Genomic DNA, 17134 nt, shown 5'->3' on the forward strand with positions numbered 1-17134 from the left:
CCTGATGACTGCCACTCTCGTCGCCAAGAACCTCGCCGCCGGGCACGGCGACCGCTCCCTCTTCTCCGGGCTCGACCTCGTCGTCGCCCCCGGAGACGTGATCGGGCTGGTCGGCGCCAACGGCGCGGGCAAGTCCACCCTGCTGAAGCTGCTCGCCGGGCTCAGCACACCCGAGCAGGGCGAGCTCAGGCTCTCCCCGCCGACCGCGAGCGTCGGCCACCTGCCCCAGGAACCGGAGCGCCGCCAGGGGGAGAGCGTGCGCGCGTTCCTCGCCCGCCGCACCGGCGTCGCCGAGGCCCAGCGCGCGATGGACGAGGCCACCCAGGCCCTGGTCGACGGCGCGCCGGGCTCCGACGACGCGTACGCGGAGAGCCTGGAGCGCTGGCTCGATCTCGGCGGCGCCGACCTCGACGAGCGCGCCGCGGAGGTCGCCGACTCGCTGGGGCTCGGCGTGGACCTCGACCAGCCGATGACCGCCCTGTCCGGCGGCCAGGCCGCCCGCGCGGGCCTCGCCTCCCTCCTCCTCTCCCGCTACGACGTCTTCCTCCTCGACGAGCCGACCAACGACCTCGACCTGGACGGCCTGGAGCGCCTCGAACGCTTCGTGACCGGCCTGCGGGCCGGCACCGTGGTCGTCAGCCATGACCGCGAGTTCCTCGCCCGCACGGTCACCAAGGTCCTCGAACTCGACCTCGCCCAGCAGCAGATCCACCTCTACGGCGGCGGCTACGACGCCTACCTGGAGGAGCGGGACGTGGCCCGCCGGCACGCGCGCGACGACTTCGAGGAGTACGCCGACAAGAAGGCCGCCCTCCAGGACCGGGCGCAGATGCAGCGCGGCTGGATGGACAAGGGCGTCAAGAACGCCCGTCGCAAGGCGAACAACGACAACGACAAGATCGGCCGCAAGTTCCGCAGCGAGGCCAGCGAGAAGCAGGCCGCGAAGGCCCGCCAGACCCAGCGGATGATCGAACGCCTGGAGGTCGTCGAGGAGCCCCGCAAGGAGTGGGAGCTGCAGCTGGAGATCGCGGCCGCCCCGCGCTCCGGCGCGGTCGTCGCCACCCTGCGCGAGGCCGAGGTGCGGCGCGGCGACTTCACCTTCGGGCCGGTGACCCTGCAGATCGACTGGGCCGACCGGGTCGCCGTCACCGGCGCGAACGGCGCGGGCAAGTCGACCCTGCTCGGCGCGCTCCTCGGCCGGATCCCGCTGGACGCCGGAACGGCCGGCCTCGGCTCGGGCGTCCTGGTCGGCGAGGTCGACCAGGCGCGGCAGCTGTTCCACGGCTCCGAGTCGCTGCTGGACGCGTTCCGCGCGGCCGTCCCGGACACCGAACCGGTCGAGGTGCGCACCCTGCTGGCCAAGTTCGGTCTGAAGTCGGACCATGTCGTGCGCTCGGCGGCCACCCTGTCACCCGGCGAACGCACCCGCGCCGCCCTCGCGCTGCTGCAGGGGCGGGGCGTCAACCTCCTCGTCCTCGACGAGCCGACGAACCATCTCGACCTGCCGGCCATCGAGCAACTGGAGTCGGCCCTCGACGCCTACGAGGGCACGCTGCTCCTGGTCACCCACGACCGGCGGATGCTGGACGCGGTCCAGGTCACGCGCCGGCTGGAGGTCGCGGCCGGCAAGGTCACGGAACGCTGACCGCCGGGCGCCCGGCAACGCGCTTCAGCCGAGGCGCGTCGCCAGGCCCGGGTAGTCGACGACGTAGCCGTCCGCGTCGAACTCGACGTCGCTGCGGAAGGTCCCCGAGGCGAACCGGACCCGGGCGCCCCTGCGGCCCGGTCCGAGGTGGGTGTACGTCTGCCACGACGGCCGCACGGTCAGCGCCGGCACCGACACCCACGCCATCAGCAGCCGGCGCTCGCCCGGCTGCCGGTGCAGCGCGTGGCGCAGCACCGGCATGGTGTTGGTGAGCGGGCACAGGCCGAGGTCGCAGTCGAGCGCGTCGCCGAAGCCGGGCAGCCGCTCGCCGTCCGCCGTCCAGCCGCCCCGGCCGTCGTGCCGCAGATCGAGGGAGCGCGTCCGCTCGGCCCCCTCCACCGTCACCCGCAACCGCCGCGTCACGAACCCGTCGGCCGCGTCGAGCCGGTACGACACCCAGTACGGCTCCGGTGTCGTACCGACCGCCCGGCCCCGAGCCCGCAGCGCGCCGTCGCCGTCCTCGACCCAGGCGGTCTCGTACCCGCCGCTCGCGGTGACGTTCCAACTGAGGACACGGGAAGTGCTCATACCGTCACTGTACGAGCGGCCCGGCGACGCCACCCGGTCGCGGCGACGCTCACACGAGGCTCAGCGCTTGCCCTTCTTCGGGTCGACCAGCCCTGCCCGGCGCAGGGCGTCGGCCATCGCGCTGTTGGCCGGCGGCGGGGCAGCCTGGCGCGCACCGGCACCGCCCGCGCCCCCGCCCCCGCCTGCGCCGCGCTGGCCGCCCTGCCGGCGTTGCTGCGGCGGACGGCCGCCGCCGCGCTGCTGGCGGCCGCCGGACGGCTCGCCCTGGCCGCCCTGCGGGGCCGCCTCGTCGTCCAGGCGGAGCGTCAGCGAGATCCGCTTGCGCGGGATGTCGACGTCGAGGACCTTCACCTTGACGATGTCACCGGGCTTGACGACGTCCCGAGGGTCCTTGACGAAGGTCTTGGACAACGCGGAGACATGCGCCAGACCGTCCTGGTGGACGCCGACGTCGATGAACGCCCCGAAGGCCGCCACGTTCGTCACGACCCCCTCCAGGACCATCCCGGAGGACAGGTCGGAGATCTTCTCCACGCCCTCCTTGAAGGTGGCCGTCTTGAAGGCGGGCCGCGGGTCGCGCCCCGGCTTCTCCAGCTCCTTGAGGATGTCGCTGACGGTCGGCAGACCGAACGTCTCGTCCACGAACTCGTTCGGCCGCAGCGAGCGCAGGACGCCCGTGTTGCCGATCAGGGACGCCACCTGCTGGCCGGAGGCCTTCACCAGGCGCCGCACCACCGGGTACGCCTCCGGGTGCACGCTGGAGGCGTCCAGCGGGTCGCTGCCGCCGCGGATGCGCAGGAAGCCCGCGCACTGCTCGTAGGCCTTCGGGCCGAGCCGGGCCACCTTCTTCAGCTCGGAGCGGGAGGTGAACGGCCCGTTGGCGTCCCGGTGCGACACGATGTTCTCGGCGAGGCCCGAGGAGATCCCGGACACGCGCGACAGAAGCGGCGCCGAGGCCGTGTTGACGTCCACGCCCACGCCGTTCACACAGTCCTCCACCACCGCGTCCAGCGAACGCGACAGCTTCACCTCGGACAGGTCGTGCTGGTACTGGCCGACGCCGATCGACTTCGGGTCGATCTTCACCAACTCGGCCAGCGGGTCCTGGAGCCGGCGCGCGATCGACACGGCGCCGCGCAGCGACACGTCCATCTCCGGCAGCTCCTGCGAGGCGAACGCGGAGGCCGAGTACACGGACGCGCCGGCCTCGGACACCATCACCTTGGTGAGCTTCAACTCCGGGTGCTTGTCGATGAGTTCGCCGGCCAGCTTGTCGGTCTCGCGGGAGGCCGTGCCGTTGCCGATGGCGACCAGGTCGACCGCATGGCTCTTGGCGAGCCGCGCGAGCTTGGCGATCGCCTCGTCCCACTTGTTCGCCGGGACGTGCGGGTAGATCACGTCGGTCGCGACGACCTTGCCGGTCGCGTCCACGACGGCCACCTTCACGCCGGTACGGAAACCGGGGTCCAGGCCGAGCGTCGCGCGCGTGCCGGCCGGGGCGGCGAGCAGCAGGTCGCGCAGGTTCGCGGCGAACACGTTCACCGCCTCGTCCTCGGCGGCCGTCCTCAGCCGCAGCCGCAGGTCGATCCCGAGGTGGACGAGGATCCGGGTGCGCCACGCCCAGCGGACCGTGTCCGTCAGCCACTTGTCGCCCGGGCGGCCGCGGTCGGCGATGTTGAACCGCGACGCCACGATGGGCTCGTACGACGACGGACCGGGCTGCTCGGAGGGCTCCTCCGGCTCCAGGTCGAGGTCGAGGACGTCCTCCTTCTCGCCGCGCAGCATCGCCAGGATCCGGTGCGAGGGCAGCGCGGTGAACGGCTCCGCGAAGTCGAAGTAGTCGGCGAACTTCGCGCCCGCCTCCTCCTTGCCCTCGCGCACCTTGGCCGCGAGCCGCCCGCGCCCCCACATGCGCTCGCGCAGCTCGCCGATCAGGTCGGCGTCCTCCGAGAACCGCTCGGTGAGGATCGCCCGCGCGCCGTCCAGCGCGGCCTGCGGATCGGCGACGCCCTTGTCGGCGTCGACGAACGCGGCGGCCGCCGCGAGCGGATCGACCGACGGGTCGCCGAGCAGCCCCTCGGCGAGCGGCTCGAGGCCCGCCTCGCGCGCGATCTGCGCCTTGGTGCGCCGCTTCGGCTTGAACGGCAGGTAGATGTCCTCGAGGCGCGCCTTGGTCTCGGCCCCGCGGATCTGCGCCTCGATCGCCTCGGTCAGCTTGCCCTGCTCGCGCACCGACTCCAGGATCGCCGCCCGCCGCTCCTCCAGCTCCCGCAGATAGCGCAGCCGCTCCTCGATCGTGCGCAGCTGCGCGTCGTCGAGCATCTCGGTCGCTTCCTTGCGGTAGCGGGCGATGAAGGGCACCGTCGAGCCGCCGTCGAGCAGCTCCACGGCGGACCTCACCTGCCGCTCCCGTACGCCGAGCTCCTCGGCGATCCTGCCTTCGATGGACCCTACTTCGATGGACCCGGGTGTCGTCACGATCCCGTACCGCCTTCTCCACTGAGGTTGCGCGGCAATTGTGGCAGGTGACACCGACACCCGGGCGGCAGGGCGCATCCTGGGCGGGGCTCCGGGCCCGGGACGGCGGCGGCGCCGCGGCGGCCGGCGGGCACGACCCGGTGCCGGGTCAGCCCGACGTCGTCCAGGTGAAGCGGGGCTCCCTGCGCTCCAGGAACGCGGCGACGCCCTCCGCGGTGTCGTCGGCCGCGCGCGCCTGCGCGTGCCAGTGGGCGTCGCGGTCCGTACGTCCGTTCGCGAATTCCTTCGCGGCGGCCTGCGTCAGCTGCGAGCGGGACGCCAGCACGCGCGTGAACTCCGCGACGCGCTCGTCGAGTTCGTCGGCGGGCAGCACCTCGTCGACCAGCCCGGTGCGCAGCGCCCGCTCCGCGTCGATCAGCTCGCCCGAGAACAGCAGGTACTTGGCGGCGGCCGGGCCCACCAGGGACACCAGCCGCCGGGTGGCGGACGACGCGTAGACGATCCCGAGCTTCGCCGGGGTCACCCCGAACAGCGCGCCCTCCTCGGCGAACCGCAGGTCGCAGGCCGCGGCGAGCTGGGCGCCGCCGCCCACGCAGTGGCCCCGGACCGCCGCGAGCGTCGGCTTGGGGAAGGCGGCCAGGGCCTCCTCGGCCCGCACCGACAGCTCCTGTGCCTCCTCCGGGGACCCCTGGAGCGTGGAGATGTCGGCCCCCGCGCAGAAGGTGCCGCCCGCGCCGGTCAGCACCAGCGCCCGCACCTCGGGGTCCGCGGCCAGAGCGTCCAGCAGCGGGGGCAGCGCCGCCCACATCGCGGCCGTCATGGCGTTGCGCTTCGCCGGGTGGTGCAGGACGACGGTGGCGACCGCGTCGGTGACGCCGTGCAGCAGTTCGGGCTCCATGCTCGGGATCTAATCACCCGGCGGCTTCCATGATCGAGGACGCCCGATGTGAGTCAGCCCATGTGAGAGCGGCGACACGGGTGACAAAGGGGGCGAAAGGGAAGAGCGGCGTCGTCGAACCCGTACAACCCGAAGAGTGCGCGAAGGCGGCGCGGAGAGGACAGAAACGGTCCTGCAGTCGACCGTGGCCGCCATGGGCGGTCGGAAGCGCTCGATAACTGCTGACTTCTGTTCAGTCATGCGGTCGGAAGCGTCTCGTTCCCAACACTCGACGTGTGGTGACAATCGAGCGCGAGGGTGGCGACCGGACGATGGACGATCAAGGGCGCGGGCCCGACCCACGCCCAGAGGGCGGCCCGGGCTCGGGCACACCGCCCGAATCCCTCGCGGACGGCGTGCCGCGACCGCTGCCCTACGAAGGCGTCTGGCGGTTCACCGCGGCCGCCGTGGACGTCTCGGTCCCGCAGGCCCGGCACGCCGTCCGGGACCTGCTGTACCGCCAGGGCGTGCCGGTCTCGGACGATCTGGCCCAGGGGATCCTGCTGATCGTCTCCGAGCTGGTGACCAACGCCGTCCGGCACGCGGCGGTGCTGTCGCCGATGCTCGCGGTGGAGATCGCCGTCGGAGCCGAGTGGGTGCGGGTGTCCGTGGAGGACGGCCACCCCTACCGCCCGACCGCCCTGGAGGCCGACCACGGGCGGACGGGAGGCCGGGGGCTGCTCCTGGTGCGGGAGATCGCCAGAGAGGCCGGCGGGGTCTGCGACGTCGAGCACACGGCCGACGGCGGCAAGGTGATCTGGGCCGCCCTGCCGCTCAAGCCGGTGCGCATGCTCTGAGGGCCGGCCCGCCCCGGGGTCACCAGCCGGCCGAGGGACCCGTCAGCTCCCTGACCGCCGGCCGCGCCGCGTCCAGCACCGTCATGAACCAGGAGGAGAAGGCGTCCTTCGCGTGCCGCTCCGCCAGCTCGGCGGGCGTCACATAGGCCGTGTCGCCGACCTCCGCCGCGTCCGGCCGCAGCGGCGCCTGCACCAGCCCGACGAACAGGTGGTTGTACTCCTGCTCCACCAGGCCCGAGTCCGGGTCCGGGTGGTTGTAGCGGACCGTGCCCGCCTCCGCGAGCAGGGACGGGGAGACGCCCAGCTCCTCGAAGGTGCGCCGGGCGGCCGCCGCGAACGGCGCCTCGCCCGGGTAGGGATGACCGCAGCAGGTGTTGGACCACACGCCGGGGGAGTGGTACTTGCCCAGCGCCCGCTGCTGGAGCAGCAGCCGGCCCCGCTCGTCGAAGAGGAACACCGAGAACGCGCGGTGCAGCTGCCCCGGCGGCTGATGGGCGGCGAGCTTCTCCGCGGTGCCGATCGTGACGCCGTTCTCGTCGACCAGCTCCAGCAAGATCGCGTCCGCGGTGCTGTTCGAAGAGTTGTGTGTCGCGGTGGCAGGTGTGATCGGCATACCCATCCTTAGCATCGGTCCTCGCGCTCCCAAGTCTGCCGCACGCGCCCGGCACTCCCGGCACTTCGCGCGAAAGCGCGCATGTCCCGGGTGCGGAGAGGGTGCGCAGAGGGAGCCCGTAGGCGATCTTGCCCGGCGGGGCGGGCCCGGAATCGCCCGGAACGCGTGTGCGGACGCCGCCGCGAGGACCGGGCCCGCGCCCGCTCACCCGCGCCCGCCCGCCTGCGCCCGTTCACCCGCGCCCGCTCAGTGGCAGAGCCGCGCCTCGTGCTCCGCGTGTCCGCTCGGCTCCAGCTGGAAGGTGCAGTGCTCCACGTCGAAGTGGTCCCCGAGGCAGTTCTGGAGCTCGTGCAGCATCTTCTCGTGCCCTATGGCGTTCAGCGCGTCCGAGCGCACCACCACGTGCGCCGACAGCACCGGCATCCCGGAGGTGATCGTCCAGGCGTGCAGATCGTGGATGTCCTCCACCCCGTCGAGGGCGAGGATGTGGGTGCGCACCTCCTCCATGTCGACGTCCTTGGGGGCCGACTCCAGCAGCACGTCGAGCGTCTCGCGCAGCAGCTTCACCGTCCGCGGCACGATCATCAGGCCGATGACCAGCGAGGCGATCGGGTCGGCGGTCTGCCAGCCGGTGGTCAGGATCACCACCGCCGAGATCAGCACCGCCACCGAGCCCAGCGCGTCCGCGGCCACCTCCAGGAACGCCCCGCGCACGTTGAGGCTCTCCGCCTGGCCGCGCATCAGCAGCGAGAGCGAGACCATGTTCGCGACCAGGCCGATCGCGCCGAACCAGATCATCAGGCCGCCCTCGGTGGCGGCCGGCGTGAAGAACCGCTCGACCGCCTCGTACAGGACGTAGCCGCCCACCCCGAGCAGCAGCAGACAGTTGGCGAGGGCGGCCAGGATCTCGGCCCGGGCGAGCCCGAAGGTGCGCTTGACGCTCGGCGGCCGGCTCGCGAAGTGGATCGCCAGCAGCGCCATGCCCAGTCCCAGCGCGTCCGTCGCCATGTGCGCCGCGTCCGCGATCAGCGCCAGGGAGTCCGCGAGCAGCCCGCCGACGATCTCGACCACCATGACGCCGAGCGTGATCGCCAGGGCGACGCGCAGTCTGCCGCGGTAGGCCGCCGCGGCCGTACCGGTGGCCGGCGCGTGCCCGTGCGCATGGCCGTGGTCATGCCCAGCCCCCATGGGAAAAGCCCTTCTGTGGTCCGTCGCGGGCCGTGGTGTGCTGCCCCGGGATCACAGTGAACTACGGGTGGGGGGTATCCGGCAACGCGGCACTGAACACCGTTGTCATGTGCCCTGACCTGCGGAAACGAATCGCAGGTCAGGGCACCCTCACCACGGGTTCAGGAGTGGTGCAGCCGCCAGCCCCGCCAGGCCGAGTCGACCATCTCGCGCACTCCGCGCCGGGCCGTCCACCCCAGTTCCCGGGCCGCCAGCTCCGCCGAGGCCACCGCGCGCGGCGCGTCCCCGGGCCGGCGCCCCTCGACGACCGCCGGCCGGGTGTCGCCGGTGATCTCGCCGATGAGGGTGATCAGCTCGCGCACCGAGACGCCCTCGCCGCGGCCGATGTTCACCGTCAGATCGCCCGCCGCGTCCGGCGCGGTCAGCCGGCGGGCCGCCGCGAGATGCGCCTCGGCCAGATCCGCCACATGGATGTAGTCGCGCACGCAGGTGCCGTCCGGCGTCGGGTAGTCGGCCCCGAAGATCCTCGGCGCCTCGCCCCGGGTGAGCCGGTCGAAGACCATCGGGACGACGTTGAAGACGCCGGTGTCGGCCAGTTCCGGCGCCACCGCCCCGGCCACGTTGAAGTAGCGCAGGCACGTCGTCGCGATGCCGTGCGCCTGTCCCGCCGCCCGCACCAGCCACTCGCCGGCCAGCTTGGTCTCGCCGTACGGGTTCACCGGGGCGCACGGGGTGTCCTCGGTGATGAGGTCCACGTCCGGGTTGCCGTAGACGGCCGCGGACGAGGAGAACAGGAACCGGCGGATCCCGGCCTCGGCGACCGCTTCTAGGAGGCCCGCCAGACCGCCCACGTTCTCCCGGTAGTAGCGGGCGGGCTGGGCCACGGACTGGGCGACCTGCTTGTGCGCGGCCAGGTGCACCACGCCCGTCACCTCGTGCTCGGCGAGGACCCGCCCGACCAGGTCGAGGTCGAGGGCCGAGCCCTTCACGAGCGGCACGTCCGCCCCGAGGCGCGCGGCGGCGCCGGTGGAGAGATCGTCCAGGACGACGACGCGCTCCCCGGCCGCGGTCATGGCCCGCGCCGCGTGCGCCCCTATGTAGCCGGCTCCGCCGGTGATCAGCCACGTCATGGCTCCAAACCCTATGTCGACCGGAGCGGAAACCCCCGCCCGGGGCAATGTCCCGGATGTCAGGTCTGGGGGGCGCGGTTTGTCGGCCGGGGTGCCGATCACCGATGATGATCTCGGCAAAGGGCGGTTCAAACGGAGTTCAAGCCGCGCTGCGGGGCCGGGTCGATCATGCCTGAACGGGCGGTGAACACGGCCTTCCCGGCATCCGATAGCCTCTGCCGAATGCCGCCCGCCTGGAGCAGTCACCGGTGAAGTCGCCGGTGCGGCCAAGGGGCGCCCCTACCGTGTACATGACCGGCGTGTGACGCGCCGGACCCAGGGAGTGAGTTCGGTTGTCGACCGCCATCCTCACCGGCTCGCCGGTTCCCGGATCGTCGATCGAGGGCGATCTGCGGTCCCTCGGCTTCGAGATCCGGGCCGCCTCCGACGCCGCCGAGGCCGAGACCCTCCTCGCCGCCGTCCCCGCGGACCGGCGCGTCGCCGTCGTGGACGCCCGCTTCGTGGGCCACGAGCACGCGCTGCGCCTCGCCCTCACCGATCCGCGCTTCCCGCTCGCCGCGATCCCGGGCGCGGTGACCGCCCAGCCGGCCGGCCGCCAGGCCCTCACCCGCGCGCTGGCCCGGGAGAACTCCGCGAGCGACGCCACCGTGCCCGAGGGCGCCCCCGCGCGAGCCGCGTCGAGCGTCGCGGACATCGACAGCCTCGCCGACCGCGTGATCACCGCCCTGGACTCCGACGGCGCCGACGTGCACCGCCCCGAGCTGGGCAGCCTGGTCGCGGAGGTCCCCGCCGACCCGCAGGCCCGCAACGAGGCACGGCAGGCCGTCGCCGCCGTCGACGACGAGGCCGTCCGCCTGAAGTCGGCCGTCAAGGCCCGCGACGGCTTCTTCACCACGTACTGCATCAGCCCGTACTCCCGCTACATCGCCCGCTGGTGCGCCCGCCGCGGCCTCACCCCCAACCAGGTCACCACCGCCTCGCTGATCACCGCGCTCATCGCGGCGGGCTGCGCGGCCACCGGCACCCGCGGCGGCTTCGTCGCCGCCGGCGTCCTGCTCATAGCGTCCTTCGTGCTGGACTGCACCGACGGCCAGCTGGCCCGCTACTCGCTGCAGTACTCCACGCTCGGCGCCTGGCTCGACGCCACCTTCGACCGGGCCAAGGAGTACGCCTACTACGCGGGCCTCGCGCTCGGCGCGGCCCGCGGCGGCGACGACGTGTGGGCCCTCGCCCTGGCCGCCATGGTCCTGCAGACCTGCCGGCACGTCGTGGACTTCTCCTTCAACGAGGCCAACCACGACGCCACCGCCAACACCAGCCCCACCGCCGCCCTCTCCGACAAGCTCGACAGCGTCGGCTGGACGGTCTGGGTGCGGCGGATGATAGTCCTGCCCATCGGCGAACGATGGGCCATGATCGCCGTCCTGACCGCGGCCACCACCCCCCGCATCACCTTCTACGCGCTGCTGATCGGCTGCTCCTTCGCGGCCGTCTACACCACGGCCGGGCGCGTGCTGCGCTCCCTGACCCGCAAGGCCAGCCGCACCGACCGGGCGGCGCAGGCGCTCGCGGACCTCGCGGACAGCGGCCCGGCCGCCGAGTTCGTCGCCCGCGCGCTGCCGAACAAGCACCGCGTCCCGGCCCCCGTCTGTGCCGTCGTCGGCGCCGTCCTGCTGCTGCTCGCGGCCTGGATCGACGGGCCGGGCCCGTCGGTCGTCATCGCCGCCGTGGTCTACGTGCTGCTGTCCGCCGACGCCGTGTCCCGCCCCCTCAAGGGCAGCCTCGACTGGCTGGTCCCCCCGGTCTTCCGGGCCGCCGAGTACGGCACCGTGCTGATCCTGGCCGCGCACAGCGATGTGAACGGAGCGCTTCCGGCGGCTTTCGGACTCGTGTCCGCCGTCGCCTACCATCACTACGACACGGTGTACCGCATCCGCGGCAACGCCGGAGCGCCGCCGGCCTGGCTGGTGCGCGTGATCGGGGGGCATGACGGACGGACGCTGCTGGTCGCCGTTCTGGTGTGGGTGCTGACCGGCGAGCAGTTCGCCGTCGCCCTCACGGTGCTCGCCGTGGCCGTCGCGCTCGTGGTGCTCGTCGAGAGCACCCGCTTCTGGGTCTCCGCAGGGGCCCCAGCCGTACACGATGAAGGAGAACCCGCATGATCGGCCTCGTGCTGGCGGCCGGCGCCGGACGGCGTCTGCGCCCCTACACCGACAGCCTGCCCAAGGCACTGGTGCCGGTGGGGCCCGCGGGCATAGAGGGCGAACCGACGGTTCTCGACCTCACCCTCGCCAACTTCGCCGAGATCGGCCTGACCGAGGTCGGGATCATCGTCGGCTACCGCAAGGAGGCCGTGTACGAGCGGCAGGCGGCGCTGGAGGCGAAGTACGGCCTCAAGCTCACCCTGATCGACAACGACAAGGCCGAGGAGTGGAACAACGCCTACTCCCTGTGGTGCGGCCGTGACGCCCTCAAGGACGGCGTGATCCTCGCCAACGGCGACACCGTGCACCCGGTCTCCGTCGAGCGGACGCTGCTCGCGGCCCGCGGCGACGGCAAGAAGATCATCCTCGCCCTCGACGCCGTGAAGCCGCTCGCGGAGGAGGAGATGAAGGTCGTCGTCGACCCCGAGAAGGGCATGACGAAGATCACCAAGCTGATGGACCCGGCCGAGGCCACCGGCGAGTACATCGGCGTCACCCTCATCGAGGGCGACGCCGCGCTCGAACTGGCCGACGCGCTGAAGACCGTGTGGGAGACCGACCCGCAGCAGTTCTACGAGCACGGGTACCAGGAGCTGGTCGACCGCGGCTTCCGCATCGACGTGGCGCCGATCGGCGACGTCGCGTGGGTGGAGATCGACAACCACGACGACCTCGCCCGTGGACGGGAGATCGCGTGCCAGTACTGACCCGGCTGATCCCCTCGCCGGTCGTCGTGGACATCCGCCCGGGTGCCCTGGACGACCTGGTCGGGGTGCTCGCCGACGAGCGCATCTCGCACTCCGGCAAGCTCGCGATCGCCGTCAGCGGCGGCTCGGGCGCCCGGCTGCGCGAGCGCCTCACCCCCGCCCTGCCCGGAGCCACCTGGTACGAGGTCGGCGGCGGCACCCTCGACGACGCCGTCCGGCTGGCCGGCGACATAAAGGCCGGCCGCTACGACGCCGTCGTCGGGCTCGGCGGCGGGAAGATCATCGACTGCGCCAAGTTCGCCGCGGCCCGCGTCGGCCTCCCGCTGGTCGCCGTGCCGACGAACCTCGCGCACGACGGCCTGTGCTCGCCGGTCGCCACCCTCGACAACGACGCCGGCCGCGGCTCCTACGGCGTCCCGAACCCGATCGCCGTGGTGATCGACCTGGACGTCATCCGCGAGGCCCCGGTCCGTTACGTGCGGGCCGGCATCGGCGACGCGGTGTCGAACATCTCGGCCATCGCGGACTGGGAGCTCGCCAACCGGGTCAAGGGCGAGAAGATCGACGGCCTCGCCGCCGCGATCGCCCGCCAGGCCGGCGAGGCGGTCCTGCGGCACCCCGGCGGCATCGGGGACACCGACTTCCTCCAGGTGCTGGCCGAGGCACTGGTGCTCAGCGGCATCGCCATGTCGGTGTCGGGCGACTCCCGCCCGTCCTCCGGCGCCTGCCACGAGATCAACCACGCCTTCGACCTGCTCTTCCCCAAGCGGGCGGCCGCCCACGGAGAGCAGTGCGGACTCGGCGCGGCCTTCGCGATGTATCTGCGCGGCGCCGTCGAGGAGTCGGCCTACATGGCCCAGGTGCTGCGCCGGCACGGACTGCCGGTCCTGCCGGAGGAGATCGGCTTCACGGTGGACGAATTCGTCCGCGCCGTGGAGTTCGCCCCCGAGACCCGGCCCGGCCGCTACACGATCCTCGAACACCTCGACCTCAAGACCGAACAGATCAAGGACATCTACGCCGACTATGTCAAGGCCATCGGTAGCTGAACTCAGACCGGTCGTGCACCCCCCGGGGGTGAAGGACCGGCGCAGCGGTGAGCACTGGATGGGACGCCTCTACATGCGTGAGGTGTCCCTGCGGGTCGACCGCTACCTGGTGAACACCAGGGTCACGCCCAACCAGCTCACGTATCTGATGACCGTCTTCGGCGTGCTCGCGGCCCCGGCCCTGCTGGTGCCCGGGATCACGGGCGCGGTGCTCGGCGTCGTGTGCGTCCAGCTGTATCTGCTGCTGGACTGCGTGGACGGCGAGATCGCCCGCTGGAAGAAGCAGTACTCGCTCGCCGGCGTCTACCTGGACCGGGTCGGCGCCTATCTGACCGATGCGGCCGTGCTGGTCGGCTTCGGACTGCGCGCCGCCGACCTGTGGGGCAGCGGCCGGATCGACTGGCTGTGGGCCTTCCTCGGCACGCTGGCCGCGCTCGGCGCGATCCTGATCAAGGCCGAGACCGACCTCGTCGGCGTCGCCCGGCACCAGGGCGGACTGCCGCCGGTCAAGGAGTCGGCGTCCGAGCCGCGCTCCTCGGGCATGGCGCTGGCCCGCCGGGCCGCCGCCGCCCTCAAGTTCCACCGGCTGGTCCTCGGCATCGAGGCGTCGCTGCTGATCCTGCTCCTGGCCGTGCTCGACCAGGTGCGCGGCGACCTTTTCTTCACCCGGCTCGGCGTCGCCGTACTGGCCGGCATCGCGCTGCTGCAGACCCTGCTGCACCTGGTGTCCATCCTCGTGTCGAGCAGGCTGAAGTGAGCGCGCCCCTCAAGGTCGGCGCGGTCGTCATCACCATGGGCAACCGCCCCGAGGAGCTCAGGGCGCTGCTCGACTCGGTGGCCAAGCAGGACGGCGACCCGGTCGAGGTCGTCGTGGTCGGCAACGGCTCGCCCGTCCCGGACGTCCCCGAGGGCGTCCGGACGGTCGAGCTGCCCGAGAACCTCGGCATCCCCGGCGGCCGCAACGTGGGCATCGACGCCTTCGGCCCCAGCGGCCGGGACGTCGACGTCCTGCTGTTCCTCGACGACGACGGCCTGCTCGCCCGGCACGACACGGCCGAGCTGTGCCGGGGGGCCTTCGACGCCGATCCGAAGCTGGGCATCGTCAGCTTCCGCATCGCCGACCCGGACACCGGCGTCACCCAGCGCCGGCACGTGCCCCGGCTGCGCGCCGCGGACCCGATGCGCTCCTCCCGGGTCACCACCTTCCTCGGCGGCGCCAACGCCGTCCGTACGAAGGTCTTCGCAGAAGTCGGCGGACTTCCGGACGAGTTCTTCTACGCCCATGAGGAGACCGACCTGGCATGGCGGGCGCTCGACGCGGGCTGGATGCTCGACTACCGGTCCGACATGGTGCTGTACCACCCGACGACCGCGCCGTCGCGGCATGCGGTGTACCACCGCATGGTCGCCCGCAACCGCGTCTGGCTGGCCCGCCGAAACCTTCCCGCCCCGCTGATCCCGGTCTATCTCGGGGTCTGGATGCTGCTCACGCTGGCGCGCCGCCCCTCGGGGGCCGCGCTCAAGGCGTGGTTCGGCGGTTTCCGGGAAGGCTGGAGCACCCCGTGCGGGCCGCGCAGGCCCATCAAGTGGCGTACGGTATGGCGGCTGACCCGGCTGGGCCGGCCGCCGGTGATCTGACAAGCTCGTCCCTGAGGGCCCCCGGGCCGTACCGCGGGCTCCCCGGCTCATGCCAGCCTCGTCAAGGCTGCGCATCCCGAAGACGAAAGTTTCCTACTTGTGAGTGAGACAACGCATGACGTCGGAGTCGTGGTGAGTGCGCCTCCGTCGCCCGACGAGGGCCTCACGGCGGCGCAACTGGCCGCCAAGTACGGGCTGGCCGTCAGCGGCGCCCGGCCTCCGCTGCGCGAGTACGTCCGCCAGCTCTGGGGGCGACGTCACTTCATCCTGGCGTTCTCCCAGGCGAAGCTGGCCGCCCAGTACAGCCAGGCGAAGCTCGGTCAGCTGTGGCAGGTGGCCACACCGCTGCTGAACGCCTTCGTCTACTTCATGATCTTCGGTGTGCTCCTCGACGCCAGCAGGGGGATGTCCAAGGAGGTGTACATCCCCTTCCTGGTCACGGGCGTCTTCGTGTTCACCTTCACGCAGACCTCGGTGATGAGCGGCGTGCGCGCGATCTCCGGCAACCTCGGCCTGGTCCGCGCCCTGCACTTCCCGCGCGCCTCGCTGCCGATCTCCTTCGCGCTGCAGCAGCTCCAGCAGTTGCTGTACTCGATGCTGGTGCTGTTCCTCGTGGTGATCGGCATGGGCAGCTACCCGGACGCGTCCTGGGCGCTGATCCTCCCGGTGCTGGCCCTGCAGTTCTGCTTCAACACCGGCCTGGCGCTGGTCTTCGCCCGGGCCGGCGCGAAGACCCCCGACCTGGCGCAGCTGATGCCGTTCGTGATGCGGACGTGGATGTACGCCTCCGGCGTGATGTTCTCCATCCCCGTCTTCCTCGCGGACAAGCCGCAGTGGGTGGCGAACGTCCTGCAGTGGAACCCGGCCGCCATCTACATGGACCTGATGCGCTTCGCGCTCATAGAGGAGTACGGCGCCGAGAACCTCCCCGACCATGTCTGGGCGGTCGCGGGCGGCTGGGCGGCGCTGGTCGCCATCGGCGGTTTCGTGTACTTCTGGAAGGCCGAGGAGAGGTACGGCCGTGGCTGAGCCGCTCGCGGGGCAACGGCCGGGACAGCGCGTCCCGACCGTCATCGCCGACGAGGTCCACATCGTCTACCGCGTCAACGCCGCCAAGACCGGCAAGGGCAGCGCCACCGCCGCCCTCAGCCGGATCGTCCGGCGCGGCTCCGACGACACACAGCGCGGCGTGCGCAAGGTGCACGCCGTGCGGGGCGTGTCCTTCGTCGCCCACCGCGGCGAGGCCATCGGCCTGATCGGCTCCAACGGCTCGGGCAAGTCCACCCTGCTGCGGGCCATCGCCGGCCTGCTGCCGCCGGAGAAGGGCAAGGTCTACACCGACGGCCAGCCCTCCCTCCTCGGTGTCAACGCGGCCCTGATGAACGACCTCACGGGCGAGCGCAACGTGACGCTGGGCGGTCTGGCGATGGGCATGTCCCGCGAGCAGATCAAGGAGCGCTACCAGGAGATCGTCGACTTCTCGGGCATCAACGAGAAGGGCGACTTCATCACCCTGCCGATGCGCACCTACTCCTCCGGCATGCAGGCCCGGCTGCGCTTCTCCATCGCCGCGGCGAAGGACCACGACGTCCTGATGATCGACGAGGCGCTGGCCACCGGCGACGCGAAGTTCCGCAGGCGCTCCGAGGCCCGGGTGCGGGCGCTGCGCGAGCAGGCCGGCACGGTGTTCCTGGTCAGCCACAGCAACCAGTCGATCAGGGACACCTGCGACCGCGTGCTCTGGCTGGAACGCGGCGAACTGCGCCTGGACGGACCGACCGAAGAGGTCCTGCGGGAGTACGAGAAGTTCTCCGCCAAGTAGGACGAGCGGGGCAGGCGGTGTGATGCGGGCCAGGGCCTCGCCGGAACTGTCCGGCGAGGCCCTGCGTCTGCAAAGGAAGCGTCAACTCCGGTGCGCCTTAGGAATCTTGGCACCAATCGGTGTGTTGTTGTGATGCGCAGGACACCCCCGCGAACCGCACTCCGTTGTACAACGTAAGCTGGACCGGTCCCCAAATGCATCAAGTGGGGCGATAATGCGCGACACCCATGGTCCGGGCCGCCGCGCGGGCCGCCGGGCGGCGTGTCCGAAATAGTGCGTATTAGGTCCGCAGTGTAGAACGGGAGATGTGACGGCAATGGCTACGGAAACTCCCCAGC

Annotated in this window: 15 protein-coding genes; 9 read left to right on the forward strand and 6 right to left on the reverse strand. The window is 72.0% G+C overall.

The window, feature by feature from the left end; translation table 11 throughout:
• Positions 1–4: 4 nt before the first annotated feature.
• Complete coding sequence (locus ACWCPF_RS13325; RefSeq protein WP_451045105.1) at positions 5–1645, forward strand: ABC-F family ATP-binding cassette domain-containing protein; 1641 nt, start codon at positions 5–7, stop codon at positions 1643–1645.
• A gap of 24 nt (positions 1646–1669) precedes the next feature.
• Here the strand turns inward: ACWCPF_RS13325 and ACWCPF_RS13330 are convergent, their stop codons facing one another.
• The 3 genes from ACWCPF_RS13330 to ACWCPF_RS13340 form a co-directional block, all read right to left on the reverse strand.
• Complete coding sequence (locus tag ACWCPF_RS13330; RefSeq protein WP_451045106.1) at positions 1670–2233, reverse strand: putative glycolipid-binding domain-containing protein; 564 nt, start codon at positions 2231–2233, stop codon at positions 1670–1672.
• Positions 2234–2293: 60 nt separating this feature from the next.
• Positions 2294–4711, reverse strand: a complete 2418-nt coding sequence (locus ACWCPF_RS13335) for a Tex family protein (protein ID WP_451045107.1) — start codon at positions 4709–4711, stop codon at positions 2294–2296.
• 148 nt (positions 4712–4859) lie between these two features.
• Complete coding sequence (locus ACWCPF_RS13340; protein ID WP_451045108.1) at positions 4860–5609, reverse strand: enoyl-CoA hydratase/isomerase family protein; 750 nt, start codon at positions 5607–5609, stop codon at positions 4860–4862.
• A gap of 311 nt (positions 5610–5920) precedes the next feature.
• On the opposite strand from ACWCPF_RS13340, the gene ACWCPF_RS13345 reads away from it, so the two are divergent.
• Positions 5921–6445, forward strand: a complete 525-nt coding sequence (locus ACWCPF_RS13345; protein WP_451045172.1) for an ATP-binding protein — start codon at positions 5921–5923, stop codon at positions 6443–6445.
• Positions 6446–6464: 19 nt separating this feature from the next.
• Here ACWCPF_RS13345 and idi read toward each other — a convergent pair whose 3' ends face one another.
• The 3 genes from idi to galE all read right to left on the reverse strand — a co-directional run bounded on the left by idi (position 6465) and on the right by galE (position 9376).
• The gene (gene idi, locus ACWCPF_RS13350) at positions 6465–7058 is read right to left on the reverse strand and encodes an isopentenyl-diphosphate Delta-isomerase (protein WP_451045109.1); all 594 of its coding nucleotides are present in this window, start codon (positions 7056–7058) and stop codon (positions 6465–6467) included.
• A 246-nt stretch (positions 7059–7304) separates the two neighbouring features.
• On the reverse strand, positions 7305–8246 hold the full coding sequence (locus ACWCPF_RS13355; RefSeq protein ID WP_451045110.1) for a cation diffusion facilitator family transporter: 942 nt from the start codon (positions 8244–8246) through the stop codon (positions 7305–7307).
• A 161-nt stretch (positions 8247–8407) separates the two neighbouring features.
• Entirely contained in the window at positions 8408–9376 is a 969-nt protein-coding gene (gene galE / locus ACWCPF_RS13360) for a UDP-glucose 4-epimerase GalE (protein ID WP_451045111.1), read from the reverse strand.
• Between the two features lie 332 nt (positions 9377–9708).
• Between galE and ACWCPF_RS13365 the strand changes: the two genes are divergently transcribed.
• From ACWCPF_RS13365 to ACWCPF_RS13395, 7 genes are all read left to right on the forward strand, one after another.
• On the forward strand, positions 9709–11538 hold the full coding sequence (locus tag ACWCPF_RS13365; protein ID WP_451045112.1) for a DUF5941 domain-containing protein: 1830 nt from the start codon (positions 9709–9711) through the stop codon (positions 11536–11538).
• Positions 11535–12287: a phosphocholine cytidylyltransferase family protein gene (locus ACWCPF_RS13370; RefSeq protein WP_451045113.1), complete on the forward strand. Its 753-nt coding sequence runs from the start codon at positions 11535–11537 to the stop codon at positions 12285–12287. Before ACWCPF_RS13365 ends, ACWCPF_RS13370 begins: the two co-directional genes overlap by 4 nt.
• Positions 12275–13336 carry an iron-containing alcohol dehydrogenase family protein gene (locus tag ACWCPF_RS13375; protein WP_451045114.1) on the forward strand — a complete coding sequence of 354 codons (1062 nt, stop codon included), beginning with the start codon at positions 12275–12277 and terminating at the stop codon, positions 13334–13336. The genes ACWCPF_RS13370 and ACWCPF_RS13375 overlap by 13 nt, the downstream gene beginning before the upstream one ends.
• Positions 13314–14093 carry a CDP-alcohol phosphatidyltransferase family protein gene (locus ACWCPF_RS13380; protein ID WP_451045115.1) on the forward strand — a complete coding sequence of 260 codons (780 nt, stop codon included), beginning with the start codon at positions 13314–13316 and terminating at the stop codon, positions 14091–14093. The genes ACWCPF_RS13375 and ACWCPF_RS13380 overlap by 23 nt, the downstream gene beginning before the upstream one ends.
• Positions 14090–14974: a glycosyltransferase family 2 protein gene (locus ACWCPF_RS13385; RefSeq protein WP_451045116.1), complete on the forward strand. Its 885-nt coding sequence runs from the start codon at positions 14090–14092 to the stop codon at positions 14972–14974. Before ACWCPF_RS13380 ends, ACWCPF_RS13385 begins: the two co-directional genes overlap by 4 nt.
• Positions 14975–15073: 99 nt before the next feature.
• Entirely contained in the window at positions 15074–16003 is a 930-nt protein-coding gene (locus ACWCPF_RS13390; protein ID WP_451045117.1) for an ABC transporter permease, read from the forward strand.
• Positions 15996–16796, forward strand: a complete 801-nt coding sequence (locus tag ACWCPF_RS13395) for an ABC transporter ATP-binding protein (protein WP_451045118.1) — start codon at positions 15996–15998, stop codon at positions 16794–16796. Before ACWCPF_RS13390 ends, ACWCPF_RS13395 begins: the two co-directional genes overlap by 8 nt.
• Positions 16797–17134: the final 338 nt, after the last annotated feature.

Source organism: Streptomyces sp. NPDC001858, from assembly GCF_053594615.1.